Consider the following 26,616-nt stretch of genomic DNA (forward strand, 5'->3'; position numbering starts at 1 on the left):
TGCTTTCACGGCGGTCTTGCCTGGCAGGTAGGATTAAATGGCTCTTTTTTCCCGTGACGGCATCGCCACTTCTTTTGCGGTCTGATATTGCTTTCTGTCCAGCACGGCACCTCTGTCATGCTGATAGCAGGAAAGAATGTTTTGAAGGTTGGACTCCTTAAGCAGTGCAATTCGGGGTGCAATAGAGCTGATTACCTCCATATTCATGGCGGCGGGGTTTATGTCAATTTTAAGCACACCGTCCAAAATTTTATTGGGATAATAGATGGTTTTGGTGGCGATTTCCCGTTTAGCATTGTTATCGGTCACAATGGCGTGCCTGAGACTATTTTTCTCAAATTGCGATTTGTCGATACCGAAAAACCGGTCCATTGCGGAATGCAAGTCGTCAAAATTAAATACAGGTGTAGGCTTATCGGTTGACAATTCGCTTGTCTGCCGTTTGCTGTTATATACCATGTGCAGGGAATACCCCGTCTGTTGTTCATTTTGAGGGGAACTAATCGCTTCTTTTAATTCATTATATTTTGATAAGACGGATAATTTCGATAGGTCATGGTTATAGCCAGCCAGCATCATATATGGTTGCTGCTGGTCTCCTTCGGTCAACTGTCCCAGTTTCACACCTGACCTAATTTCAAAGACGACAGGTGAGATATTAAATTCCAGATACACACCTTTAGGATCTATCCAGCTTCCGGGGGCACGGTGATCTGCATGTACCATTCCCAGCATTTTGTCACCGTTCAGGTCATGGATGGCCGCATAGGTTAATAGTTCGGCTCCGGGCTGGGAGACGGTAGCCTTAGGAGCAAATGCGGCGATATCGAGCTGTAACAACTCGGCAAATGCATCCTTTAACTCAGCAAAGGGGTATTGGTATTTGATGATGCTATCGGTCTGAGGATTTATTTTGTTTAATTGCAATTGATAGCGTTGATGCTGGCCGAAGTCGGTGAGCCTGTCATGGAGTTTTTCCAGTTGCGGATCAATACGGATATTTAGCCCGTCTTTATAATCATAACCGGCAATCTGCAAAAAATTTGTTTGTGGGGCAAAAGACTTAAATGCGGAGATATCTAACTGTATTTTCTCCTGTAATTTTTCCATGCTTTTGTCTGCATATCCCAGATACATCCCTGGGGGCAGGCCCAGCCCATTTCCCGGCCTGGGAGGAATTTCCAGCAGGTAAAAGGCCTCCCCGGGCGCATTGTTATCTGTCAACACGATCCTTTTAAATTTTGGCAGATCTTGCTGGGCAGGTGGATAGCTTCCGAACCTGAGGGTTTGTTGTTGTTCCAGCATCCCGGCAAGGCCAGCCTGCAGGGTATCAAAATGCCTGGTTTCAGCGTATCCGGTTCTGCGCCCGATACCCATTTCTCCTTCCAGGTGTAAGGTATAATCCCATTGTTTCATCGCTATATTAGTTTAGGTATACAAATTGTTGATGGAGTCATTTTTTTTGCTTTTGTCCTAATCCATCCGTGCGGGGGCTTTTAAAGCTTCCTTTCGACCTGACAGCAGCCCTTAATTCAACCTTTTGCTGTTCTGTATTTGATGGGTCTCTGGCAGTCATTTTTGCAAAATGACCGAGTATATCCATTGGCATATTTAAGGGGAAGGTTTGAAAATAGACGCCAGGACTGCCAGTTAATTCCCTGTTTAAAAAGTACTTTTGGGCAAGGGGCTTACCGGTAAGTACATCTGAAAGGATGATTTTGGATAGTGAACATTCTGAGAATCCTAAATTGCCCACATGCAAAAAAGTCTGCACGGCCATTTTGGGATCATCGATGTACCAGGAGCCATAATTTGCGCCCTTTAATTGGTCAAGGAGCCCAAACCTGATTTCAAAGGACATATGAACTTGCTTTCTGGTGGCATAAGCACTAAGCTGTTTTCTGAGTTGCTGAAATTCCATTTTAGGGACAATATCGTTTTGCAAGATGTTGTAGGCACCTGCTTTTAAGTAGATGGCGCCTTCCGGACCAGGGAAGGCCTCCATTGGTGAAATGTCGGTTTCATCAAATGCTTGCAGATCTTTTGCAGATTTTTCCATTCTCAGGTATACACCTTGCGCCAGGGGCGCATTTTCTTTTTGAATTTTCGTGTTGACAAAAGATACCACAGCCGCTTGGTTTCGATCAATAATTGCAGCGTATGGGCAATGGTCAATTCCTGAATATTTTTTGACTATTGCCAGATCGGTATGATTTAGGTCCAGAGCAATGAGATCTGCCAGGGCGGGCTTAAGGGTCGGATAGGAGTAAATGTCTATGGACAGATAATTGCTAAATACATTTTGTTTATGGATCACCTGGTAAAATGCGGATTCGACTCCTGGTAGCTTTTGCTGACCAGCTATCAGTGAACGATAAAGTAGTGTGGTTTTTACCTGGGGATTGTCATCATTGAGATAGGCAAGGACAGCAATATTGATGGGTTCACGCATGTGAGTAGTGAGTATTGGCAGAAATATTTTTCCAGCCCTTTGTTCGGCAATAAGTTCTGCAGTGGGATAGATCCTTAGATACATTCCGGCAGAAACTTTTTGAGGAACGATAGGTTGGAGGCTGACATGTTTTAGTTCCATCAGGGTATTGTAATCCGGACCTAATAACCTGGTACTAGAAATTTTCTCAGGTGGATCTGTTTTCTTGTTCCCGTATGGGCAATGACGAAAAGGCCCACTTTGGAGCATAAATAAAAACGCTTCTGCTAAACTGTTAAAATGGTGCGTTTCACCAAACGATATATTTGGTAGGAAGCGATCAAAATCAGTTCCTTTAACTTCTACTGAAAATTTATGCTGATCCATTGATAGATTCCTTTAAGAGTAAAAACTACATGCTTTTTTTTCTGCCGGTTTCAGTTTCTGTTTTTAAGTAAGTTGCCGCATGTTTTTTTTCAATTGGCTTGTCTTCCTTCTGGCGGCAAATGAGTATATGGGCATTGCTGGCTTCGGGTAATGGGCTGAGATAGGGTGCCATGGCCTTGCTTACCTCGGATGTGAGGGCCATCGGGTCTATCCTGATATAAACACCTGGAGGAAGCTCGGGGGCGCCTGTAAAGGAAAATTTTGTGGCTATGTTTTGCCCGTTTGCATCAATAATTGTGGCTTGTTTAATTTCCCCATTTAAGAACTGATCTTTATCGAGCTGGTAAAGATGCTCAAATGCTGACTGGAAAGTGGGCCGGTCAAATGTTTCCGTCTTCTCTGTTTCCGCACCGGCGTTGAGATTTTTTATCAATTCAGTGACTATAATCTGGTAACCCGCTTTTTCTCCGGTCTCAGGAATATGTAGTTGATCGCGCAGCTCAGAAAACCCCTTTAAGGGATATATCGTATTATGGCCTTCAGAGTATTGTCCTACCGTTATTAAGGTCTGGCCATCCGGAAAAGTGTTTAATGGCAGCTCCATAAACTTTGGCAGGCATAAAGTTCTGATAGTCTCCTGTGTGTTTTCTGTCTGAAGATAAATATACTCAGTGTCAATATTATTAAATTCATCGTAGGGGTCGGCAATAAAGTAACCAATTTGCTTTTTGTTGTGTACATTGAAAATGTCAGCAGCCAGCAGGTACCGATCATCATTTTTGGCTTCATCAGAGTTATAATCAAATATTGAAAGATCAAAGGATATAAGTTTAGAAAATGCTTGTGTAAATGAAGGGAAATAATACCGCTCTATGAATAATTGTGTTTCGGCTATGTCCAAGTAGTTAGCCCTTACATAGTACAATGGATTCTGATCTTTTGGATCTATACTATCAAGTGTTTGATTAAATCTTAAGAAGCCGTCGTCGTATTTTTTTGTAAGGAGTTGATTGTAATGATATGATACAAGTCTGAGATTATTTTCTCCCTCCTGATAGTTCTCAAAATGTTTAAGGGATATGCCGGTATATTGTTCTACGACGTTGCTTGTTTTATTCAAATTTATATCCCCTGGCCAGTCACATGTCAGATATATGCCTGCAGTTGTGCTGTCCTTAATTGCCTGGGCAAGGGGGATTTCCTTTAAATAAATTGGCGGAACTTTTCCGCTTTCGTCGATTAACACCACTCCGTTGAGGATGGCATCTTCATCTGTTGCCTTTCCATACTCTCCAAATCTTTCCAGAATGGAGGGTGAAAGCATTGCCACCATTGCCTGTTGAATACTGTGGAAGTAATGTATTTCTTCCACCGGGAACGGCTGATTTTCCATGCGTTCTCCTACCATGACTATTGAAAAATTCCAGTTATTCATGTGTAAGCTTTTAATTTGGTGTTTGAATGAATTAAACGCGACTTATTTTCTTGCTTCCTTATGTCATATTGCGGAGCACGAGGTGTTTCGCCGATGGTCAAGTGTTACAAATGATTCTTTTTAACTGCCGGGTTATCCGGCTGTCTTGTTCTATCTGGCATCTTTCGGTAAGGGATTTCAGCGGGTCTTTTTTCATTACACATCAGAAAATACCCTGCATTGCCTCCGGCAGTCAGTTGTAGTTTGTCTTTTAATTCATGGAGGGTATCAAGGCCGATGTTCTCTGGGTTTAGCCGGGTATATATCCCAGCATTGAGCACTGTATCTGTTGGGTGCCAGAAACGGGAAAGTACCTCTTTCCCATTCAGGTTGTCAATAATGCTTGCTTTTTCAATCTGGCTTTCATACAAGGCTGGGGGGAGCTCACCGAGCTTTAAGAAAGCATTTTGAAAATCTGCGTCTGCAAGCGTGACCCCGGTTATCTGGCCATTCAAATAAATGGAAGGGTTCTTTGACTTATATTCTAGTTGGAGGGTATATCCGCGGTCTGCAACAACGGGGTTTTTCAATTCCTGGATAATTTGTTTATAGCAATCCAGCAGATGATAAGTTTGGCTGTCAGGATTGTAGGTTGCAATTTTGGCAAGGGACTTTTCCGGCAAAAATACTTGCAGTCCCGAAAAAATAACGCCTGTTTCTTTTTCAATCTGATCTATTCCCGCAGGGACATAAAGGAAATATCCCAGTTCACTCATTCCACGGGTCTGTCGCAGGTGCAGCCCATCGGTGAAATAAGCCATGGTCGTCCCATTGGCATTATAAACTATTGTTGTTGAAGATTGATACATTTTATCCTTTGAAATCTTTACATCTTCTTCCAGCAGTATTGTACTATTTAACCCGGATAAAGCTTCCTTCAAGGTGGATGTATGCAAATTATCATAGGCGATTTTGTCTGCTTCCTTGCTCTGCTGGCAGGTATGAACTCTGAAGTTCCAGGAAAGAGAAGATAGCATATCGATTCTGCTAGTTATTTGGATGCCTTCGCTGGTTGGCGTTATCTTAAATTTTCGGTCGAAGGAATAATCGACAATTTTGATATGTGGATACTGCTCCAGTTCGTGGAAAGGTCCGAATATGCTTTTAGCCAAGCCGGAGTCAATATTATTGATGGTGGCCGGGCGGGCATGAAGGTAGATACCTGCAGTTTTGGTCGTTTCCTTCAGGATGGGGACTGCTTCTTTCAATTCCATTAATACCTGTCCGCTGGCATTACGGATGAATGCTTGCTCTGTTCGTGTGATGCCTTTTGTTCGGCTTTTACCAAAAGTGTCAATAGCGATTTTTATCAGGCCGCGGCTGGCGTCGGCAAGGGAATTGAAATGGTCCATTTCAGTAAATTGAACGGACCAACCTTTTCCAATGCTTCCTTTAGATTCCAGTGTAAATTCCAAGTTTTGCATATAAGAAGTAATAAACTATTACAAATGATTTTTTTTTGTTTCCTCGTGTCTCGGCATGGTTAGGTTTTTATTCCTGTTGGTTTTTCTTTTTTCCTTCGCAGGATGATCAATTTGATAGATAGGTCCCTTATGATGCCTGCCATTTATTATGGGTCCTATTATCCGGATGTTTTCCCGGGTGATATTTTCAAAATTGACCTTTAGAAAAAAACGTCGTTGTCCTTGCTGTGGCATTGATTCCAGATAAGCGGAAAGCAGTTCAGTTTTTTGCCCCTGCCTGTCAAAAAGGGCTATTTTTTGCAGATTATCTTTTTGGGAAGATTGCGAATTTTGATCCATTATCCTGTCCATGGCGCCTTGCAGGGTATCAAAGAATGAGCTTTCCATCATAGTTTTGTTTTCGCCTGATGAAAACTGAAATTGCAATTCGAATGGATTATCCATTATTTCATTCTGCCGGTGGGAAGCCAGGTTTTCCCGCAAATGTTGGTAGGCGGGCTCGGTTACTAGGCCGGTACAGGTTCTATTATATCGGGCAGCGAGTAGATAGTACCGACCACTGGGATCCATATGGTGGAATAAAAAGGAAAGATTTGCCCCGGAAGGTTTTTCAATACCTGATGGCCTTTCACCCAGACGAAGATAGATACCGGGGTAGGGAAGGACAAGTGAGTCAGCAACATGACTGTTCTTTAGTTCAATAATATGGCCACCTCTCCCGTTTTTTATAAATGCGCTGGAAAAGTAGGATTCATTTCCGCGATCTTTCATATATGCCGGGTCGGTGGCATCAAGGCTGATGGAGGTCAAATCAGCTATGGCAGATGCCAATGTTCTGTCATGGAAAACCCGGTCATATTTAAATCCTGTAACCATATTGTTTTCGGTGATATGAAGAGAATATTCCGGCTTTTCCCTATTAACCTGCGCAGTCAGGTTATAAAGGAAACTTCCGATTTGAGGATGTAGGTGTCGTGATGGCTGGTGGTCATATTTGTACCTAATTATTTGGAGCATTCTTTCCTGGTCAAGCCCTGGTTTGAGCATCGTGAAATCGATACCATACCTGGACTTTACCAGGTCCAGCGGCGCCGATGGACTGATAAACAGATAAATTCCAGGGTGGAGACCATTTTTAAGACTTTCATCGAAGCTGCTTTGATGAAGGCTAAAGATGATCTGCTGTTCGGGATTAACCAGATCAACTTTTGAGAGTAACTGACTGGAATTTTCCCTTTCAACATTACCAAATCTGGGCAGATGAAATTGTAGCATCCATTGAAGGGCGTCGCCAAGAGCAGCAAAATATCTTTTTTCACCAAATGACTGAATAGCACCGTTTTCGGTGCTTTCTGTTCCCAGTAGGTGAAGATGAAACTGGCTCTGGTTCATATTTTTGATAATTTAGAAGGACAGCGTTTGTTATCCATTTAACAATATTTGTTACCTGGTGAATTACTTTTTTTTAGTTTTCCTTCCTGTTGATTTATCTGTTCGCGATTTTACTTTTCGTGATGTTTTGCGTGCTACGGGGACATTACTTTTTTGGGAAGCAATGTGAAGATGCAAGGTTTTCGCGCTATTGTACTGTAGCCGGGGAAGTAAAATATTTTGAAGTATTTCAGGCGAAAGGCCTCCCGGGTTAATTCTTATTACCATGTCATCCTCCTCAGACCTGGCGCCCTTTTGCCATACTACGGCAGCGATTTCAGTTTTGTCCTCTTTTGATTGTAGTATTGCAGAAAACTGCGGTCCTTTCTGGGAAACGGTGCGGCCTATCATATTTAGGCTATCGATGGCATTTTGCAGATTCCCTTCATATTTTATTGAGGCTATTTGATCTTTCCCAGTAGTATTTTGGATCAAATACACCTGAAAAAATTTGTTTTCCAGCCCAGGTATTATCTTACCCCCATAGAATTCCTTCAATATTATCCAACTGGGTAAAACCTCCATTTCATATCTTGCTTTATCAATGGTGGCAGCAAGTACATAGTTAATCCCTGTTTTTTCATCCTGGATGGAGCCGGGAAATGATTTAATGGTAAGACCGGATGCTTGCAGCATTTTGTATGGATCGGAATAGAATTTTATGTAAATACCTTGCAGTGGCCATTTTATTTCAAATTGCCGGCTCTTGCTGTTGATTAGTTCGACCACGGGTGAGGCCCTATGATCCAGGATTAATGCCTTGTCGGTATAGGCGTAATGTTCTGCTTGTCGGGCAGAGGTTTTATCCATTTGTAACAGATCAACAGAAGTAAGTCCGGTGATGGCCTCATTTAAATTCGAATAGTATCTATGTTCAATTATTTCATGGGAGGCATCAGAGGGTGGCATTCTGGTAACGAAATGATAATTATTTGTGGCCTGGGTAATTTTGTCAAGGGCAGCGCGTAAATCTATTATCCCTTTATCGACCTTTAGATTAAACTCAGGGGCTAGTTCATATGTTGCAATTCTATAGGCCAGGGTATCGGATTTATAATGCTTTAGAAGGGAAAGTTTTTCTCTTACGTGCTCCTCTAATTTCTCAACTTCTTTAATAGAACATTGCAGATATATTCCTGGCTCATAAGTTCGTACCATTTCTTTTCCTAAATCTACTCTCTCAAGGCTTGCCAGGGTTTCCATATTGTCGTTTTTGAGCATCGCGCCAATAATTTGCTGAGGGCCGTTACCTTTGGTATAGGTGCAAAATATTTCTATATTTAAATTCAATAAAATGGCAAGGCCTTGCTCAAAAGTACTACAGTAGTGTTTTTTGAGCATAAAGTCCTTTTCCTGATTAAAAGGTGCTGAAGCAAAAATGGACAGATAATATTTTGATGGACTCATTTTCATAATTTTCATGTCAATGGAAAAAATGGGGATTTTTAGGGTAGTTTTTCCTAATCAATGTTGCAGAAACAAGGAAAATCCGGGTCAATATGATCAAAAAGGGTAGGGGCCCTGGCCATCAGGTCAAATAGTTGTTGGTAAGAATACCCTTTGTGGAACGTGGCGCCTATTGCCTTTTCCTGATCGATCCACCAGGTGGCCTTTTGTGGATATTGTTCAATGATTTGTTTAATCTTATTCTTGCCTTTTAGAAAGCATAGGTCACAGTTACCTTCATGTTCTAATAGCTGAAGGTTAAAAGGCATCTGCCTCCAATATTCAAGTACGGCTGGTTTATCTACTTTCCAGTCCACCAGTGGCAGCCAGGTGTCAAAGCATTCTCTGGAAGCAATATTTTTCGTCTTCGCCCATCTTTGAGGCTCATCATGGCGGATACCAACTGCGTTAATCCAGTTTCGGTGTCCCAGTGATTTCATGAACCACTTGATAGGACGGATTTTAAGGTCCTGTGTGCAGTAGCGGGCCACTACATTGGGAAGATATCGCCTCTTTTCGATGATAGTCTGATAGGGCTCTCCTTTACGGCTGGCGGTATGATAGTCCACTATCCTGAATTTGGTAATAGGATCATATTCGATCCAGTGAATGATGCCATTCCAAAGCTCGTCACATTGATGAACGAACTTTAAAGTGGCCTCTTCTTCTTTACCGGTGTTGGCAAAACATACCACTCTTTTTTCTGGTGGTATCTGTTCTATCAGTTTTGCGGTCATATAGGCTGATGTGCGGCCTCCGCTAAAGCTGATCATGGTTGTCTCCATCTGTCTCATCACAAATCATTTGCACTATCCTGGAATCTGTTATCGTCGTGTTTACTTAAGGGTGTTTCATGGCACTGGGGTCCTGACCCTTAATTGGATTTTTGGGCAGCCGCTTTCTGTCTATGGTTGTTGGTGGTTCTCCTGTAGATGTAATGCCGGTTTCGGGGGCAGCACTTTGATGCTGCCCCGGCTGCTCGGTAGGATCTGTCTGCCGGCCGCCTTCCTGAGTTTGACGGGTCATCCAATCAGCGCGGCTTTCCTGATGGCGCTTTTTTGCCTCAGGTGTGCGGAACTGATCATGTTTTAACATGGTTCCTGATTCGTCCATAATGGTCAGCGTCCCCTTAGAGGCGTTGACATATGCTAAAACCTTCTTATAATCGGAGTCCTCCCTTGGGGTAAGAGTAATGGTTTCTCCTTTCTGCAAACTTTTGACCACCTCCCTTGATATGGCCTGGTCCTGAAGTTCCAGGAAGGTAAAGTCGGTCAGCCGGTCAGCAATGCTGGCGCTGTAGGCGCTGGAAAAGAAACTGAGCTGGTGATTACCGCTATCGGTAAGTGGGGCTTTAAAATTAATTGAAACCCAGGAATGTTGCAGCTCATTTTGGTCATTAAAGTGGCCTTTGAAAGCGGCGCGGGGATTTTCGGTGTCGGACAAAAGGTTTTCTGCTTCCCGTTTTGTGATACCAATTTTGGAAGAAAACCACTGACTGATTTCCTTGCCCGTTTCCAGTTCTGTGCGGGTGGCACGCATACCATTGTAGTATACATTGTCCTCTTTAATGGCAATTTCAGGCTCATACTTCATGGTAAATCCATTTACAGTTTCTACCCTTGACATTTTTATATCTATTTCACCTGCTGCCACCCGTTTTTCAAGTTCCGCATTAAACTGGGTGCCAAATCCTGCATATTTAAGGCGTTCCTTTACGTCGTAGAGATTGATTTCGTTGTTCATAATGATAATTTTTATTTGATAAAATCCATTGATTGATTACTGGTTCAAATGTGACCGCCAGATATGGCGGTATACCGGTCATATGTGCAATCCCGTTTGTTGGGTTGTTTGCACTACCTTTTCTTTGTTAGGGTTTACTTTCTTTACTACCTTCATCGGCTCAAAATTCTTTTCTCTTGCAATGGCCGCATTTCCATTTTGTGAGGAAGCACCTTGTTTCTTGCTGTCGGCATAGCCGTTAGTTTGGGCCACGCCGTTTTTCTGTTGCCTTTTTTCTTGGTTTTGCTGCTGGGAGGCTCTATCCTGCTGCCAAGATGGGGTGCGCCTTTGAGAATTGGTTACTTCCGAAAGGACGAAGGGACCAAAAACTACTTTTGCCAGGCGTCCTATGATACGCAAGGGGAGGGCCATCATGTTAATGGCGAAAAGGCCCATGTTGCGGGCAAGTCGTACCCATGGATTGGGATAAAGCTTTCTATTGATGGCTCCTGCCTGAGCGCGTAGCATCCTGTATTCTATTTTTTCATGCTGATTTAATGGTTTACCACGGTATTTGTCAAGGATCTGTTTATATATTCCCAGTCTTACTTTTGCGCCAGTTCTATCATTTATTGCTCCCGCACCGTATCGTTTTGCCAATTTCTGCTCCATTCCCTCCCATATGGTAAGGTCCCTGTCTATTCTGTTGACAGGTTGTTTTGCCTTTTGCTGTTCCATAAATTGTTGTTGTTAATAATGTTATTGGATGCCGGTGAAAATGTTAGCAGGGCTATTTTATGGACTTACCGGTTTTGCTTTTAGAAATACTTTCCCTTTTAGCTTCATGGTCAGGTGTCGGTCCCCGTTCTTTTCATATACCTGGGCGGTAAAGACTTTTCTATCTGCTATTGTAAATTTGTCAAAAGCTACTACCAGTATCACTTTTTTCCCGCTGTCTACCTGGTCCATGGGTGCTATCCTTTTGAGCAGTGGCAGGGCCTCTTTCTCGGCATTGATGGTTTTTTTTCCCTGTTGGCTGTCCTGAATAAAAAAGCGGGTGAAGTCAATGTTATAAGGGATGGGGGAATGGTTGGAGACGGAGAATTGGAAAAACATAACGGCGTCTTTTAAGTAGATGCCGGTTAAGTGCAGTTGCATACCGCCGGACTTCTTACTATGTTTACCAATCCATCTTCCCGGGGTCAGTGCTATGCTGTCGGCCACTTCAACTATTCTTGCTTCATTGAGTCTTATGGTGGGGGCTGGGGCAATGGTGATCCTCGGATCAGGTAGGATAGGATAGACCAGCTTGGCCGGTACAGGAGAATAGTCCACCTGGAAAGAATAAATATGTCCATCGGTGGTAAATACTGTCAGGTTTGTTTTGCGCATGGTGGAGTCCTCGGCCTTTACTTTGAGCACATTGTCAATCCCATTGATCGTCTTAGTCAGGATTTGACTAGATCCGCGGTCATGACGTTTTATCGGTTTGGGAAATACCAGGATCGATGTTTGCCCGGTGGTTATTTCCAGGTTTTCGGTGCTCACGGCTCCTGCCAGTATGCCGTCTGAGATGGGATGTTGCGCCAGGGTGGGGCAACTGTAAAGTAATAGTAGGAAAATGAAAAGTTTTGCAGAACGAACGAGTTTTCCTTTGCACATATCATTAATTTTAAGAGATTAGGAATTGGGATGTTGTGTTATCCTTTTTTACTTTCTACTAGCAGTATGGGACAATCTGCTTTCAGTGTCACTTTGACAACTTTAACTTTTCTTCCTATCAGGCGTTTAGCTGCCTCGATGCCGGCCATGGTAGCCTGGGCGCCAAGTGATTCATTCATGGTTCCTATGGAGAGGGCTTGCATGGCCTGGTCGGTTCCCTCCTTGGCGGCCTGGACCTCCATACCTGCATCGGTGGATAATCCCTGCATGCCATGGGTATCGAATACGGAGAGATTTACCGGATAGAAGTTGCCTTCAAAAAAGATGGAAGCTATTTCTACCATCAGTCTGTCCCCGGTGATATTGCATCTTCCGAACACCAGGTTGCCCTTTGGCACCAGCAGTCCCTGCACATACATGTCCTGGGTAAGTCGTATTTTAATGGTGGCCCCGTTTGATACCGTCTTTCCTTCGTGGATTACTGCGCTTATGGCGTTGCTTTTTTTCGGACCCTGATCATTTTCGTCATCAAAGAATGTGTTTGCTCTTTGGCTGGTTAAATGAAAGACCCTGTAGCGGGAGGTATCTGCTTTGTTATTAGGTCCTGCCAGCAGGTCATTTTCCGGAACTGGCGCATCTGAGGAAACGGCATAAACTTTTCCTTTCGCAAGGTCGGTTACCGGTTTTTCATTCAGTTTTTCAGGGTGCTGGATGGCAAGTATCTTATCGAGCATTCCTTCCATCTGTTTAAGCTGTGGGTCTTGGGTAGAAAGCTGTCCTGTATTTTCCTTCATCATGTTTTGTAGGGCGGCAATCTGCTGGTCCGTCTCTGTTTGGGCGGTTTCTGGCGGTGGGTTGCCGGCCGCGGAGTCTGTGACTTTTGAATCCAGAAGGGCCTGTAGATTCTTTAGGCGCTCGTTTATCTTTTCCTCGCTTGACCTCACGTCCCCGCTGGATCTTCTTTTTGTGGCGGCTGCGCCGTAACTGCCCGGAGAATATGGGCTTTCGGTTGCTGCCGGCCTGTATCCGCTGGGACGTCCAGGTGCCCGGCTGTCTACTGGGCGGGTGGTATCGGCCGTCTCCTCAAATGGAGAGGGGTTTGAGTCGGTGCTGCGTCTTCCCTGTTCCAGGGCATAGCGATCCTCTTTTTTATAAAGACTAAGCTTATCCACGCCGTCCTGTTTATCAAGTTGTGGGGATGGAAGCACTGGGTTAAACCCTGCCGCTGGTGGGGGAGCCGTATTTTGGGGTCCTCTGCCGCCGCCGATGGAATAAAACAGCAGGGTAACAAAAGGCAGGACCACCAGTGGAAGAAACAAAAGAAATTTTTTCTTCCTTTCTTCAATCGTGTTTGTTATCATATGCTAATTTTTTGTTGGTTACTTGAAATGATTAAAATGGTGTTTGCAGCATTTTCTCAGCCGTTAGCAGGCTGTCAATAAACCCCTTATGATTGCTTTCAAATTCTTCCAACTGCGCCCTTCCCTGGGGTGTTCGCTGCAGGCTGTCTACCGCTCTGTGAAAGCGGTGTAAGATGGTAGTGTCGGCTGGACTGATTTTAGGTATCCAGGCATGGGAAACTTCCGGGACGGGAATGATGATCTGGTTGCTGGGTGGAACGAGCTCGTATTTGTATTCCTGGCCCCAGCTTGTGAGCGTGTCAACCATGATAAAGATGCTCACTCCACCAAAGGCAAGGCAAACGCAGATAAAGAAGACAACTTTTTGTTTTTGATTCCAATGGTGTGTCTTCTTTCCTATAAAGGCGGCGCTTTTATTTTGCAGGCCACCGAGTAGCCGGGAGATAACGCCGGCAATTGTTTGCGTCGGGGTGACTTTTTCAGGTCCTTTTATTTGCTGTTCTTTTTTCATAACGGTTATCTTTTTCTGGTGTACAGATCTTTATTTTCTTCTATCATCCATCGCTCGATCAGAAAGCCGTGAGGGTTGGAGTCGCTGCGTTCATTCAGGTCCCGGATATATCCTGATGTGATAAGGTTGCGGGTGCTGATGGCGCTGGTACGGGTAATGATGAGCTTACCATAATATTTGAAGGATACTGGTTCTGAAGCCGATAGTTGTATCGAGTCGCAAGTCACCTCCTGGCTGACGTTGCCTGTGACGATGGCCTGATAATACCCCTTTTCCAAAAGATCTTCATACTGCTGTTTTGCGCTGGCATCGCATAGATAAAGGGCGCGGCGCATATTGTTTTCAATTGCTTTTTCATCCGGGGACAGGTTGAAAAAGTCTTGGTGGAATACGGAAATGTGATCGCGCATTTCTACCGGAATATTATCTTTTCTATTTCCCACCATGGCCTGAAATGCTTTGCCACCAGCGATGACGATAACGCGCTGGTTGGCTTTCTCAATTTGTCGGGAAGACTCAAATTCAATATAGCAGCAGGTACAGGCAAAGGCAACGGCCAGCACGGCAGTAAATAGTCGCACATGCTTAAATGCGGTGTCGATGTTTCTTAAGTGTTGCATGGAATATTAATTGCTTTTGAAAGAGAGGTTAGGTCTTTAGTTTATCACCGAAATAGCCGGAGGCAGTGGAGGAGCCACTATATCCCTGTGTCATGCGCAGGTTGGCGTCGCCGAAGGCATCTGCTGCCATTCCAACAGGGCCACCAACCACTCTTGAAGCGGTAGAAGTGGTAGACCGTACGGTACCCCAAAACATATCGTGTACTTTTCTGGTAAGTACGCTTTCGCTGCCTACATTGACGATCATGCTGGCGATATTGGGAATGGTGAAATAGGATACTATCCCTATGATCATGAAAATGAGGTATCCAACATCGGCGGTGGTAAAGGAGGTATCTCCGAATTGGGCGATCTGCTGCATATCCAGTTTGAGCATTCCTATCTGGATTTTGCCCAAGAGTGCTCCCAGGATGTTTGCCACTGGTAGCCATAGGTAATAGTTGATATATCGGGCCAGGTATACTTGCAGGGTATGCTGGAATCCATCAAAGACTGCAAGCCCGAATACAATGGGGCCCAGAAGCGCCAGTATTAATAAGTTGAAGGTTCTGATGGTGTTGATACAAAGGGCGGCCGCCTCAAACAAGATCTCAAGTAGGGTGCTGAGTAGTTGCTTAAACCAGTTTTTGAGATTATAATAGGTTTTTTGCATGGCAAATTTTAAGGAGGCGCCAATGCCCAAAAAGTCATTTTCCTTATCAGACTCGGTCTGGGTATATTGCATCCACAGGTCTTTGTTTCCTGCCCCGTCGTTGCTTCCATACATCAGATAGGTAATGGTGGTATCCATCATCTGTTTTCTTTTCTCTATTAGTTTCTGCACGGATACGTTGGTGTTGTCGGCCAGGGCGCGGGTGCCGGTAACGGTGGGGTTTAGAATGCCATTCATCACGCCGATAACCAGTGGGAATTTGAGGATACAAAAGCCTAGAACGAATGGTCGCAAGAGTGGATAAAAATCGATGGGCTCTGCATTGATGATGCTTCTCCACACTCTTGACCCAATGTAAAAAGTGGCGGCAAATCCGGCTATAGCACTGCCAATCGATATCAGGTCACCACACATGGGAAGCATTTCATAATACAGGTCATCGAGCACTTTCTGTAATCCCTTAATTTCTCCGGCTACTCCTGTTGAGCCGCTCTGACAGAAGGCTATTGCAGGTATTAGCGATACGGCCGTCAGCAGCAGCGATAATTTTAATATTTTAGTTTTCATATAAAGTGCAGGTATTATTTATTGAAAAGATTGTCCAGCGTTCCGATTTCCTGTTTTTCTTTCAACCGCTGCCCTGCGCTGATAGCATTTTCCTGGTTAAAGGCGCGGACAAAGGACAGGTTCTGCTTCATATTGACATATACCCGGTCGATGGCCGATAGTCGCTCGTCATCGCTCATGCGTAGCTTACCGCTGGTAATAACAATGGTTAGTTCATCGAGCCCTTGCAGGCTGGCCGATAGCAGCCGGTCGTATACGCCGCTGATATATTCAAGCTGCTGGGGGCTAAAGGCTTTTGCATCCTTTATGCGGTTAAATGCCGACTTGGATTCGGAAAGTATTTTTAGTTCGTCTTCGATGATTTCGGCGATCCTTTCATACTTGCGAACGGTAGGACTTACCAGGAGGAGGCCATCGAGGAATATTTCATGGATTTTATAGTTGCCGGAGGTGATGTCTCTAACCTTATTGTATCCTTCCACCAGGATTTTATAGCCGTCATACATTTTCTGAAGAATCTGCCGGAGTTGGTTGAGTTTTTCCAGGTCAAGGACCAGGGCGGCCGCTTCGGTTTCCTGCGCATGCAGGGTGGGCACTATCGATATGGACAGGCAGAGGGTTAGTAATAGCAGTAATGTTATTTTTTTCATTTTGCGTGCTGTTAATATGCTGAAAGAAGAGAGGGCTATTTCAAATACATTTCTTTAAGCCACTGCTGTTCACTTAAATCTTTTATGCGCTGGCCCAGGTAGGTGGCCACCTGCTGGCGATAGCTTTGAGCGAAGGCTTTCTGGGCTACCGAATAAGCATATAAGGTATGTATGCGTTTAAGGCGCTCGTCATCGGTCATTTTGAGCCTGCCAGGGGTAGTCACATCATCTAGTTCTCCCAGCACCCTGTTGCAGTCTGCCAGTACTGTTTTGCTGGTCGATTTCAAGGCGTCCCTTGCAGCGGCAGACAGCATGTTGCTTGCTTCGGCGCTGGTGGCATATGCCCTGGCCTGGCCGATTACATAGTCCTCATTTGCCAGGATGGCGGCGATTTCTGAGAATCCTTTTATTGATGGATTTACCCTTTCCAGGGAGGTATAAAAAATGTTATGGAGGTCGAATTCACCACTTTTGATCTGGTGGATGGTATTGAGTCCGTCACGGACGATTTCGTATCCTTTAATCAGCCAGCCTAAGTAGAGTTGCAGTTCTGCGATGGCGGTCAGGCCATATTTTACAGTTGTTTTGTCCTGGTTGCTAACCTCATCGCTGTTAGGCGCCGGGCTGTCCTCGGATTGCTGGGCATGTAGGTGACCGCAGGACAAAGCCAGTAGTATTGTTAAGATGGAAAATGCCTTTTTCATAAAGAAATTATCTTTTAATAGTTGCCTGGAGGGCCTGGTAAAATCATTTTTCCTATTACAGGACAAAAAGCTATTGGGGCAGGCCGTAGAGGTTTTTAATGGTGGATAGTTCCTGCTGGTTTTTTGCCCTTTGCAGGCTTATCATAATATTCTGGGAGGTAAAGGCTCTGAGGTCTGAAAGATTTTTATCTACGCTCACCGATACCTGATGGATGATATCTAACCTTTTGCCGTCAGGCATCTGTGTCAGCAGGGAATTGACTACCAGGGAAAGCTGATCTATATTTTTGAGGCTGGCATCCAGGATACCGGAAAATACCTGGTAGATATGCTCAAGCTCCTGTGGGCTGAAATGACTGTCCCTGGAAAAGGAGTTATATGCCGTTTTATATTCTGCAATGATCTGTTTTTGTTTGGCAATAATATCGGCCACCCTTTTATACATGGAGATCAGGTTTTTCACCTTCCACAGCTCGTCGTAGTAGGATTTAAACAGCGATCTCTCTTTTTCTCCCCACTCTGCTATTTCTTTCAGTTTTAGCTTGGATAGCTCGTTTTCAATCTCCTTTTGTACGTTCTGAAGTTTTACGGTGACGTTCTGTAACCGTTGCACGGCCAGATCCAGGGCTTTAAGCACCTTAATGAGTATTTCTTTAATGATCACCCATACATAAGCCTGGCTTTGCTGAGTCGGGGCTACTGTAAATATTGTCATCCACATAAACATGATGCACAAAAATCTCTTCTTCATGGTCTTTCTCGTTTATAGTGATAAAAGCCTTTTTTATTCTTATACTTCTCCACTGGCCAGCAAGGCACGGATGCCTCGTTGCATATCGCCACCTTCCTGGGCGGTATATCGCTGTACCAGTACTTTTTCTTTTTCTTCGGTGGTATAAGCGTAGTATTCCGCCGGTGATGGCTCATAGGCATATACCTTCATCACCATGCCGGCCATTTCTATATATAGTTCTCGGTATCGCCTTTTAGGATCGTTTGCTTTATTAAGGGAAAGCACCATTGGTTTTCCCTTTTCGGGCATAGACATGGCGTTTTGTATCTGGTCGAATTTGTTCTGGAACTTTCGCATATCCAGCAGGATCTTACAGTCAGCATTGTTGAGGATGGCATCTTTAACGATGGCAGAGGAAAGAACGTCGTCGAGTTCCTGGGAGACGATCCAGGCTTCTCCGAAGAATTTCCTGACGGTTTTATACAGATATCGGAGAAATTCGGCCATTTGTCCCTTGGCAATGGCTTTCCAGGCTTCTTCGATAACAATTACTTTGCGGATGCCTTTGAGCTTTCTCATCTTGGAAATAAAAAGTTCCATAATGATGAGGGTAACGACACCAAAAAGTATGGGATGATCTTTGATAGCGTCCAGTTCAAAGACACAGAATCGTTGGTGAAAAATGTCTAATCTCTCCCGGGAGTTAAGCAAGTAGCCGAATTCCCCATCACCATAGTAAGGTCGGAGCACGTACAGGAAATTATCAATATCAAAATGCCTTTCCTTTACATTTTCTTCCCGGATCTTTTCTACATATACTTCCTTAATGAATTCATAGAAAGAGTCAAAGCAGGGAAATACGTGTTTATTGGCATCCAGGTATTCAAAATACAGGTTAAGGGCATTAGACAGGGCCACGTATTCGCTTCTTTTATATTGCTCATCATCTTTTTTCCAAAGAGAGAGTATGAGTGTTTTGATAGACTCTTTTTTCTCCGTATCCATGCTGTCGCCATCGGGCAGATGGAACGGGTTAAAGCGGATGGGGTCTGCCTCTGAATAGGTAAAGTAATAGCCTTTTACAAGCTGACAGAGGCCGGAATAGCTGCCGCCAACATCTACGATGATGATGTGGCTTCCCTGCTCGAAATAGCTGCGCATAAAATGTTGCATCAGCATCGATTTTCCAGATCCGCTGGATCCAAAACATGCCTTATTCCTGTTTGTGGTTATTCCCTTGCGCATGAATTCATCTGAGATATCTAACCATACAGGTTTGCCATGCTGTCTGTCTACCAGCCTGACACCAAATGGGCTTACCGAATCTCGGTAGGAACTTTCCTGGGCGAAAAAACAGGTGGCTTGCTCAGTAAAGGTGTCGAAACACTCGTTGGTGGGCAGATCAGCGGCGTTTCCCGGAAGCCCTGCCCAGTATAATTGCGGGGCGCCGGTTATCTCCTGTCTGGGGGTGGCATCCATCTGTGCCAGGGCGGCCGATACCTTGTTACGCATTTCTTTAAGCTGCTCTTTGTCCTGAGTCCAGATAAGGAGATTGAAGTGAGTCTTAACAGGCTGGCGCTGCTGGCTGATGGCCTCATTCAGGAAGTCGTTGGTGGCATCTCTGGCGATGGCATTTTCTCTGGAATAATTAGACAATGATTGCAGGCGCCTTCTTTTTGCTTCCAGCTTTTTCATCACCTTTGCGGTATCCTCAATTACCATAAACTGATTGTATATATGGTTTCCCTGAAGTAGTTGTCCTACGGATGCAGCAAAGCTTACCGGGTATTTTGTTTTGTCGGTGGAATACTTATCATAGGTGATGCGTGATCCGCATAGTGATGGCATGTCTTCCACGTCGCTCATGGCATAGAGCTGGCAGTAGTTTTCCCCTACCTTAAATTCTGGTTTGAAGGTGATATCCCGAAGGGTGGGGGTTCCTTTTGCGGGCTGCAGGAAAAGATATCGTTCTATTAGTCCTGTTTTGTCCTCCGTGCCTGCCAGGTCAGTGGCGGTAAGTCTGCGGGGGGTAATAAAACCGGCTTCGGAGATAAGTTTCTCAAATTGACTACATCTATCGGTAAAGTCTGCCAGGGCCACCTGGTCAAGGGTTTCAGCAGGAACAATACCAGGTTTTAACAGATTTGAAAAAACACTTGTTGCTGGCTTTCGTTTAGGTGTTTTTTTTGTAAGCATCAGAAAGCATTCGTGTTCCATGGTTGGCCGGTTGGAAAAGAAGGCGTTACTATTTCTTTCCAGAAAGGAGCTGTCTGCCTCCAGGTCGGGAGCGTATAGGCTTTCCAGGTACCAGTCCTGTTTATGGAGTATGGTTCCGGGGCTTAATACTTTTATGGCCCTGACCCATGTCTGGTGTAGTGTTTCAAATTCATCTGAGGACAGGCTGAAAATCTCAGGCATCACTAAGCTGTAAGCGATCGTTACATCTCCTTGCTTTGAAATGAGGCAATCATTTTCTATGGTAGATAGCGGCAGCCACTGTTGAATGTTTTTAATGTTTGGCTTTTCCTCTTTCAATTGTAGTAGTACGGCTGTTAGTACTACCATGAAAATTATTATAGTTGCGATGAGCATGATTAATTTGTTTTTTATCCATTTAGTTAGGTTGCCTAATAGTTACACGTGAAACCTTTAATGGGGATGGGAGACGCCTTCTCTCTATGGCTTGCATTTAGCAGGAGCCACCCACACTTATCTTGTGTGGTGATATGTTTACTTATCCTTTATTGAATTGAAAATGAATGCCGCGGTCCTTGTTATGCATGCTGGAAATTCGGTATCGATTTCTTTGAAGGCAACCGAGATTCCACCAGTTCATTAAATTGTCTCTGTGTGCCCGGTTCATGGGCATGGGATAACCCGTAATTTTGCCGGCTGGCTATTTCTTTTGTGTTACAATTAGATTTAAAAATGCTTTTCTGCTATGGCATACCACTGCGGAGGGGATTAGCCTATGTGCGTTTTTTTTCATCAGGCCGTGCTCTCCGTATTTTGCATTAAGATTAAACACGGTTGTAAATAGGGCAAAGCCTAACATCCCAACCAGGGCCAGACACAGGTAGACAGGAACTTTAAGGATGTATGCAACGGCAAACAGGATCATCAGGGCTACCAGGCCTGCGGCCAGGTACATGATATACTGTCCTTTCAGGCCCTTGAACTCCACTGGCCTGTTAATGCCTTTATTGATTTGATATATACTGCTGTTAGACATTGGAAAGTTTTTTAAGGTTATTTATGCATGGTATTACCTGTAGCCTGTTCCATTAATCGGGGACGGTTCTGTTGTTTTAGTGCGATAATCCCGGTTTGATCTATCTCATCGGCGCCCATATCTATTACCTTGGCGCCGGCTTCTTTGTGGGCTTCATCCTTTATATTGATGCTGGCGTTATCAATCTTTTTGATGATCTGCTCACGCTCGGCTTTTAATGTTTGCAATTCGGTTTCTTTTTCAAATGTTTTGTTGGATATTCGTGTATAGGTGGCGATGTCTTCTGAAAGCTGCAATTCTTCCTTTTGATGAAATGAAATAACATTATCAATTTTTGTCAGGGCATAGAGAAAGTATCTTCCTGCCATTTTGAGGTTATCATCGTTTGGGACGCCATTATTGTGCAGATAGATAATGCCGCTTGCAGGGTTTATTGCATAAAGATCTTTGCGCACGGTCCCCATAAACCAGGTTGCTCTTGCGTACAGGTCAAAGCCATAGAGGGTGCCGATTTTTTCCTGAACTTGGGGAGATTCCTTTGAGCAGGAAATAGCCTCCTTTGTTTTAAGGATGAATTCACCGATTTGTTCCGCATCGGTTCCACCAAACCCGTAAAGGGAAATCGGGTTGGCTTTACTACCATCCTTCTCTAAGCGGAGGTTGCCGGTAAACAAGGCCTTGTCAGTTGCCAGTTTTGACAAAATCTGGGTATTGTTATGTTGCTTGGACTTTAGAACTTCCATTTGCCATTGGGCATCTGAAACCTCTCTCAGGTGGAGGGTGCGCAGGCTTTCCAGGACGGTAATTTTGTTGTCAAGTTTGGCTTTGTCTAATAGAGAAGTATCCCCGCTGAGAATGGACATACATTCGATATAGCTTATGTTGCCGTTTTCATCCATGGCTCCTTCGTCCAGTGTGCGGGAGGAAAGATTTGAGTTTTTAAATTGACGAATAAAAGAGCTCTTTGTTTCCAGCAGGTTAAATTTGTAGCCATCAAGGCTTCGCTCTGTGGCATAGATATAGCGGATTACTTTATTATCCCTATATCGTTTTGCTACCTGGTTTTTTTGCCTTGCCAATCTTGCTGCCCGTTGCTCCAGGTCGGCGGGGCGCCAGGGTATATCAATGTCATGTTCTGCCACCCCCCTTTCCTGGATGTTGGTTCCTACTCCCAATTTTTCTGTGCTGCCTCCCAATACCCGGATTTGCCCGGCATTAAATTTGTCGAATAGCTCTTTTTTATTTGTATCGTTCCAATCGTGGACAAAGCTTATTTCATGGGCTGGAATTTTGTGTATGTCTACCAATTTCTCTTTAATGGCGTCATATACGTTAAATTCTCCTGGTTTAGGAGTGCCTATATCAGAGAAGAATACCTGGGTACCTTTAAATTCGGTTGTTTCATGGTAGATCCGTGCTATATTGGCGGCACATACATTTACTTTGTTTCCGGGGTCATCACTGTATGCTGGGTCAATAAGGCGCATATCTACCGCCATTTTTTTTGCCAGGTTGGTGACAATGAGCATCTTTCCTTTTTGTTCTTTCTGGGTAAGGGGGCGTCTGCCGATAATTTTCCCGTTGCCGGTTTCGGCAAATTTCATAAGCAGGGGAATGTATATTTCCTGCTCGGGAGTCGGCGGCAGGGCCACCAGTTCGGTTACAAGTTTGGGTTTATCGAGGCCGATGTGTTCAGCCGTTTTATAGCTTGTAAACCGGTTATAAATCATTCCTAATTCCGGAATATTGACAAAATGGCGAAACCTCTCTTTTGCGATTATTGAGCCGGCGACGGAAAACTCATAGTCAACTGTTTTTTGGGCAAATACTGCTGCCCAGGCATCAAAATTTTTCATACCCAGTTTCTCCAATTCTCTGGGCGTCAGATAGGTTAAAATATTGAAGGCTTCTACTATCGAATTAGAAAGAGGAGTACCAGATAGGAATGTGGCATTGTAGTCACTGTCGTATCTTTTTTGGTTGGTACGGATGGCGATGAGCATATTGAGTGCTTTCTGGCTTCCTTCTACGTTTCCAAGACCGGCGACCCGGTCATGCCTGGTGGTATATCCCAGATTTTTGTATCCGTGCGACTCATCAATAAGCAGGTGGTCAATGCCACTATTTAGATAGGTGATGTCCGAATCTTTTCTTTGCTTCAACCTGTGGATGGTTGAGAGTATATTGGCCTCAAGGTTAGACTGACGTATGGAGAGCCCTTTTTGTAGTTGTTTGGTCATCCTGCTTTTGGTTTCTACTAAGAGCACGGCCATGTCGGCGCAAACACAATCAAGTTGGTCTTGCAGAATAGCCCTTTCCATTTCAGGATCTTGTGGAATGGCAAGGAACTGTTCTTGTGTGAGGATGATGCAGTCCCAATCATTGTTTTTTATTTCCTGGAATAGGCGTTCTCTTTTTTTTACGGAGAAGTCTGTTTGGGATGGCGCCAGAATCCTGTCGTTTGGATATGCCTTTCTGTAGGTGTCAATGATTTGAGAGATGTTGCTATTCTTGGCAACAATACACGGCTTTCGAACAACCTGTAGTCGTTTTAATTCATGGGCAGCTACTATTAAAGTGAGGGTTTTTCCCAGTCCCGTCTCATGGTCTATATTACCGCCTCTATTTTCCAGCACCATCCACACGCCTTCTTTTTGGGAGCTATATAGATCCGTAATTCCCAGGTTTTCAAAATTCAAACCAGGAAATTTTAAGTGTGATCCATCGTATTTGCGAAGGACATAGCAGTTGTGGCGTCTGTTATAGGTTTCAGCAATAGCCTTTTTGTCCTCTTCTCCGAGCAGTATAAGCCAATCTGTGAATGCTGCTCTGATGGATTCTATCTTTTGGGCGGCCAGTTGTATGGCCTCGTTATCCGGCCGGCGCTGTTTGGTATTATTTGGACCTGGAACCTCGTAAGTAAAATTTGGAGTCGTGTTTTGAAGACCATGAAGCATAAGCTGGTCTCCATATACTTTATGGCCTTGTTTGGGGTTGACCATATATTCCTTTGATACTTTCCCACTATCTCTGCTCACATCTACGTTGAAGGAGTCTACACTGGGTAGGTAAATTATGGAGGCTTTTTCATCAAAGAATTCAGTGGCAAAGCGGTCATAAAGTTCTTTAGGAAACCATCTGGTACCAAAATTTATCGTCAGGCCGTCAAAGGGTATTTTTGTTGGTTGTACTTTCTCAATGGCTTTCCGGCTGCGGTCATATTGAGTGTTGTCAGGATGGGCCTGTGCAGCCAGTCGGGCCGCTTCCATTTTCTCCACCACATTGCCCGACAGATAATTATCTGCTGTCTCCCATTTATTTGATACCGGATTTAGGTAAATGAGGTCGCCGAGTGCTTCAATGGTCTGCTCTGGGTTCTTGCTGCAAGCGTTGCCAATTTCTGCTATGTCCAGCCGGCCGATTTCGTTCAAGGTATAGGCCAGCGCTTCGGCGGCATCTGTGGTGATAAATGTTTTTTTTACTTCGTGGATACTGGCAGCGAGAATATCGGATGGGACAAATTTATCCTCCTGTCTCCTTTCAAGGCTGGATAGCATCAGGCTGCCATGGGCCTTGTCCTGGAGGAGCAGGGAAAGATTATTTTTGTTGTTAAGCTGGCCGTAGGCAGTTGTAAACTCCTTATAGTACTCGTTTAGTTTTTCTCTGAGCCCATCATTTGCCTGATTAGTGGTAGATTCCTCTTCAAAGAGAACATAATATTGATCCCTCAGTCTTGTGTAACGCGAAAAGAAAAGGTGATCAGATGGTTTGGTAAACAATGGCTCAAATGCTGCCCTGTCGTTGTTTTTGTCGATGCGTTGCAGGATACCGGTATGTTTTCCGTGGACAACCAGTGTTCCCTGCTGGTAGAATGGCTTTAGACGGGTAATTATTGCCGGTGGTTTGTCCTGGAAGTGAAAAATATCTTCCAGGCTGGGGTCTCCTGAATAGCTATACCGGTATTGATAACGTGCCAGTTTTTTCGAGAGCTCTTCCAGGTGTGGCCGCAGAAGGGAACCATCTAACCAGGGATGGGCTACGTTTACTTCGGTAACATTAGAATATAACTTGTAAAGGTATTTTTTGGTGCCTGTTTTTGCCGTTATGAGCACAATGCTGTCGTGATCGGGTCTGTTTTCCGTGCGAATGGTGGCAATTACCTTTGCCGACCGGGGATCGATTTTTTCTTTATCTTTCTCCGTTATGTAGGCAGAAGCCTGGTTAATTGCTGCTGCCGGTTCCTGATCAAAAATACCCATCTGAACGATGGCGGCAGATTGTTTAACCTGTGGCGGTGGCTGGAAGGAAAAATGGTACTCTATTTTCCTTTCTTCACTTATCTCGGCGGCCAGGTTTTCTTCTGCAGCATTTTTCGGCACCCGGGAAAAAAATTCGTGCAGGTTCACTCGTTCTGCCAGGTCTTTTGATAGCAGTTCCTTTAACGGGGTATAAAGGTTATCAATAGGTCCATTCTGCCAAACTTGCTGCTGGGGAGTGCCGTATTGATTTTTACCGGCTCTTATATCGTCGCCCATACACAGGTGAGGATTGTTGGCCAGATAGGAGTTGATATTATATTTACCGAATTCGTTGGTCATCACCTGGGTCTCTAACAAAATTTTGTCGTCTTCATTCAGGTGTTTTTTTCCTTCATTTTTTTGAAGGATAATCAGGTGGCTTGGCGATTCTGCATTGCCTGTTTCCTTCATCAGGTTATCGGGCATCACCGCCACGGAGATAAGATCTGCCTGGTCGAGGATGTGTTTGCGTACCGAGCGGTTGGAAGGACTATTTAAAACCCCTGTGGTCGTAATAAAAGCGATCAGACCGCCGTTTTTTACTGACTTTAGTGCTTGTGCAAAAAAGTAGTTATGGATTTTACTGGTAATTAATTTGTTGTCGTAGGAAGGATCGAAGACTTTAAAGTTGCCGAAAGGAATATTTGACACCACTAGATCCCAATTGCTGTTTGTCCTGCCGAACATTTCCAGTGGTAGGTTATACGCCTGGATGGATTCGGGTAGTTTGCTGACCCTTGCTTTCAGCACGCGGGCGGTGAGTGTATCTTTTTCTGTTGCTGCGATTTTTTGGAGATTGCTGCCGAAGACTTTTATTGCCTGCTCGACAAAAACGCCGGCGCCGGCGCTGGGCTCAAAGATGGTGGTTGGTACAAGGTCATGCTCATACATGGCCTCATAAAGCGCTTTCGGGACCACGGAGGGAGTATAAAACGCCGTTAGCTGGCTTCTGCGCAATGATTCGATCACCTCTCTGTACTGGTCCTCCTTATAGTATCCCTTAAGCAGGGCATAGAGCTCCATGGTGCTCTCATAGAGAGTCAAATCTTTAGGTGTTGCCCCCCTTTGTAACCAGCTATCCTTATCACCATCTCCATAGTAGATGACCTTAATACCGCCAAATCCACTATATCGGGAGAGTGCTTCTATGTCACTGTCGGTGAAGTGCGGCCATTTTTCGCTGTCGAGAGCCAAGCGGATAGCGGCGATATTATCGTTTAGTTTTTCCAGTGTGTTGTAAGCCATACGCCACAAATTTTTCTTTTTATCACTTGCTTTATGTCGTCACTGTATTGTCTTCGGCAGCGAACC

The 26,616-nt window shown here is 44.4% G+C and carries 20 protein-coding genes; all 20 read right to left on the reverse strand.

What is annotated here, in order from left to right; translation table 11 throughout:
• Window positions 1–33: 33 nt before the first annotated feature.
• Entirely contained in the window at window positions 34–1,377 is a 1,344-nt protein-coding gene (locus PV783_RS13765) for a hypothetical protein (RefSeq protein WP_420988397.1), read from the reverse strand.
• 76 nt (window positions 1,378–1,453) lie between these two features.
• Entirely contained in the window at window positions 1,454–2,818 is a 1,365-nt protein-coding gene (locus tag PV783_RS13770; RefSeq protein WP_420988398.1) for a hypothetical protein, read from the reverse strand.
• A 25-nt stretch (window positions 2,819–2,843) separates the two neighbouring features.
• On the reverse strand, window positions 2,844–4,253 hold the full coding sequence (locus tag PV783_RS13775) for a hypothetical protein (protein WP_420988399.1): 1,410 nt from the start codon (window positions 4,251–4,253) through the stop codon (window positions 2,844–2,846).
• Window positions 4,254–4,357: 104 nt separating this feature from the next.
• Complete coding sequence (locus PV783_RS13780; RefSeq protein ID WP_420988400.1) at window positions 4,358–5,716, reverse strand: hypothetical protein; 1,359 nt, start codon at window positions 5,714–5,716, stop codon at window positions 4,358–4,360.
• An 18-nt stretch (window positions 5,717–5,734) separates the two neighbouring features.
• Window positions 5,735–7,108: a hypothetical protein gene (locus PV783_RS13785; RefSeq protein WP_420988401.1), complete on the reverse strand. Its 1,374-nt coding sequence runs from the start codon at window positions 7,106–7,108 to the stop codon at window positions 5,735–5,737.
• Window positions 7,109–7,171: 63 nt separating this feature from the next.
• Window positions 7,172–8,554, reverse strand: a complete 1,383-nt coding sequence (locus PV783_RS13790; RefSeq protein WP_420988402.1) for a hypothetical protein — start codon at window positions 8,552–8,554, stop codon at window positions 7,172–7,174.
• Between the two features lie 53 nt (window positions 8,555–8,607).
• Complete coding sequence (locus tag PV783_RS13795; protein ID WP_420988403.1) at window positions 8,608–9,387, reverse strand: phosphoadenosine phosphosulfate reductase family protein; 780 nt, start codon at window positions 9,385–9,387, stop codon at window positions 8,608–8,610.
• A 46-nt stretch (window positions 9,388–9,433) separates the two neighbouring features.
• Complete coding sequence (locus tag PV783_RS13800) at window positions 9,434–10,336, reverse strand: hypothetical protein (protein ID WP_420988404.1); 903 nt, start codon at window positions 10,334–10,336, stop codon at window positions 9,434–9,436.
• Window positions 10,337–10,414: 78 nt separating this feature from the next.
• Complete coding sequence (locus tag PV783_RS13805) at window positions 10,415–11,053, reverse strand: hypothetical protein (RefSeq protein WP_420988405.1); 639 nt, start codon at window positions 11,051–11,053, stop codon at window positions 10,415–10,417.
• A 57-nt stretch (window positions 11,054–11,110) separates the two neighbouring features.
• Window positions 11,111–11,977 (reverse strand): conjugative transposon protein TraN, encoded by an 867-nt coding sequence (traN, locus tag PV783_RS13810; RefSeq protein ID WP_420988406.1) that lies wholly within the window; start codon window positions 11,975–11,977, stop codon window positions 11,111–11,113.
• Between the two features lie 38 nt (window positions 11,978–12,015).
• Window positions 12,016–13,338 (reverse strand): conjugative transposon protein TraM, encoded by a 1,323-nt coding sequence (gene traM / locus PV783_RS13815; protein WP_420988407.1) that lies wholly within the window; start codon window positions 13,336–13,338, stop codon window positions 12,016–12,018.
• A 31-nt stretch (window positions 13,339–13,369) separates the two neighbouring features.
• Entirely contained in the window at window positions 13,370–13,849 is a 480-nt protein-coding gene (locus tag PV783_RS13820; RefSeq protein WP_420988408.1) for a hypothetical protein, read from the reverse strand.
• 5 nt (window positions 13,850–13,854) lie between these two features.
• Window positions 13,855–14,469, reverse strand: coding sequence for a conjugative transposon protein TraK (traK, locus tag PV783_RS13825; RefSeq protein WP_420988409.1), 615 nt, complete (start codon window positions 14,467–14,469; stop codon window positions 13,855–13,857).
• 28 nt (window positions 14,470–14,497) lie between these two features.
• Window positions 14,498–15,688, reverse strand: a complete 1,191-nt coding sequence (gene traJ, locus PV783_RS13830) for a conjugative transposon protein TraJ (protein ID WP_420988410.1) — start codon at window positions 15,686–15,688, stop codon at window positions 14,498–14,500.
• Between the two features lie 14 nt (window positions 15,689–15,702).
• The gene (locus tag PV783_RS13835; RefSeq protein ID WP_420988411.1) at window positions 15,703–16,338 is read right to left on the reverse strand and encodes a TerB family tellurite resistance protein; all 636 of its coding nucleotides are present in this window, start codon (window positions 16,336–16,338) and stop codon (window positions 15,703–15,705) included.
• 35 nt (window positions 16,339–16,373) lie between these two features.
• Window positions 16,374–17,042 carry a hypothetical protein gene (locus PV783_RS13840; protein WP_420988412.1) on the reverse strand — a complete coding sequence of 223 codons (669 nt, stop codon included), beginning with the start codon at window positions 17,040–17,042 and terminating at the stop codon, window positions 16,374–16,376.
• Window positions 17,043–17,112: 70 nt separating this feature from the next.
• Entirely contained in the window at window positions 17,113–17,793 is a 681-nt protein-coding gene (locus PV783_RS13845) for a conjugal transfer protein TraI (protein ID WP_420988413.1), read from the reverse strand.
• A 39-nt stretch (window positions 17,794–17,832) separates the two neighbouring features.
• On the reverse strand, window positions 17,833–20,340 hold the full coding sequence (locus PV783_RS13850; protein WP_420988414.1) for a TraG family conjugative transposon ATPase: 2,508 nt from the start codon (window positions 20,338–20,340) through the stop codon (window positions 17,833–17,835).
• 331 nt (window positions 20,341–20,671) lie between these two features.
• A complete protein-coding gene (locus PV783_RS13855) occupies window positions 20,672–21,007 on the reverse strand; it encodes a DUF4133 domain-containing protein (protein ID WP_420988415.1) in 336 nt (111 codons plus the stop codon).
• Between the two features lie 17 nt (window positions 21,008–21,024).
• Window positions 21,025–26,550: a DEAD/DEAH box helicase family protein gene (locus PV783_RS13860; protein ID WP_420988416.1), complete on the reverse strand. Its 5,526-nt coding sequence runs from the start codon at window positions 26,548–26,550 to the stop codon at window positions 21,025–21,027.
• Between the last annotated feature and the right edge of the window lie 66 nt (window positions 26,551–26,616).

Source organism: Chitinophaga sp. CC14 (assembly GCF_048957795.1).
Lineage (GTDB): Bacteria > Bacteroidota > Bacteroidia > Chitinophagales > Chitinophagaceae > Chitinophaga > Chitinophaga ginsengisegetis.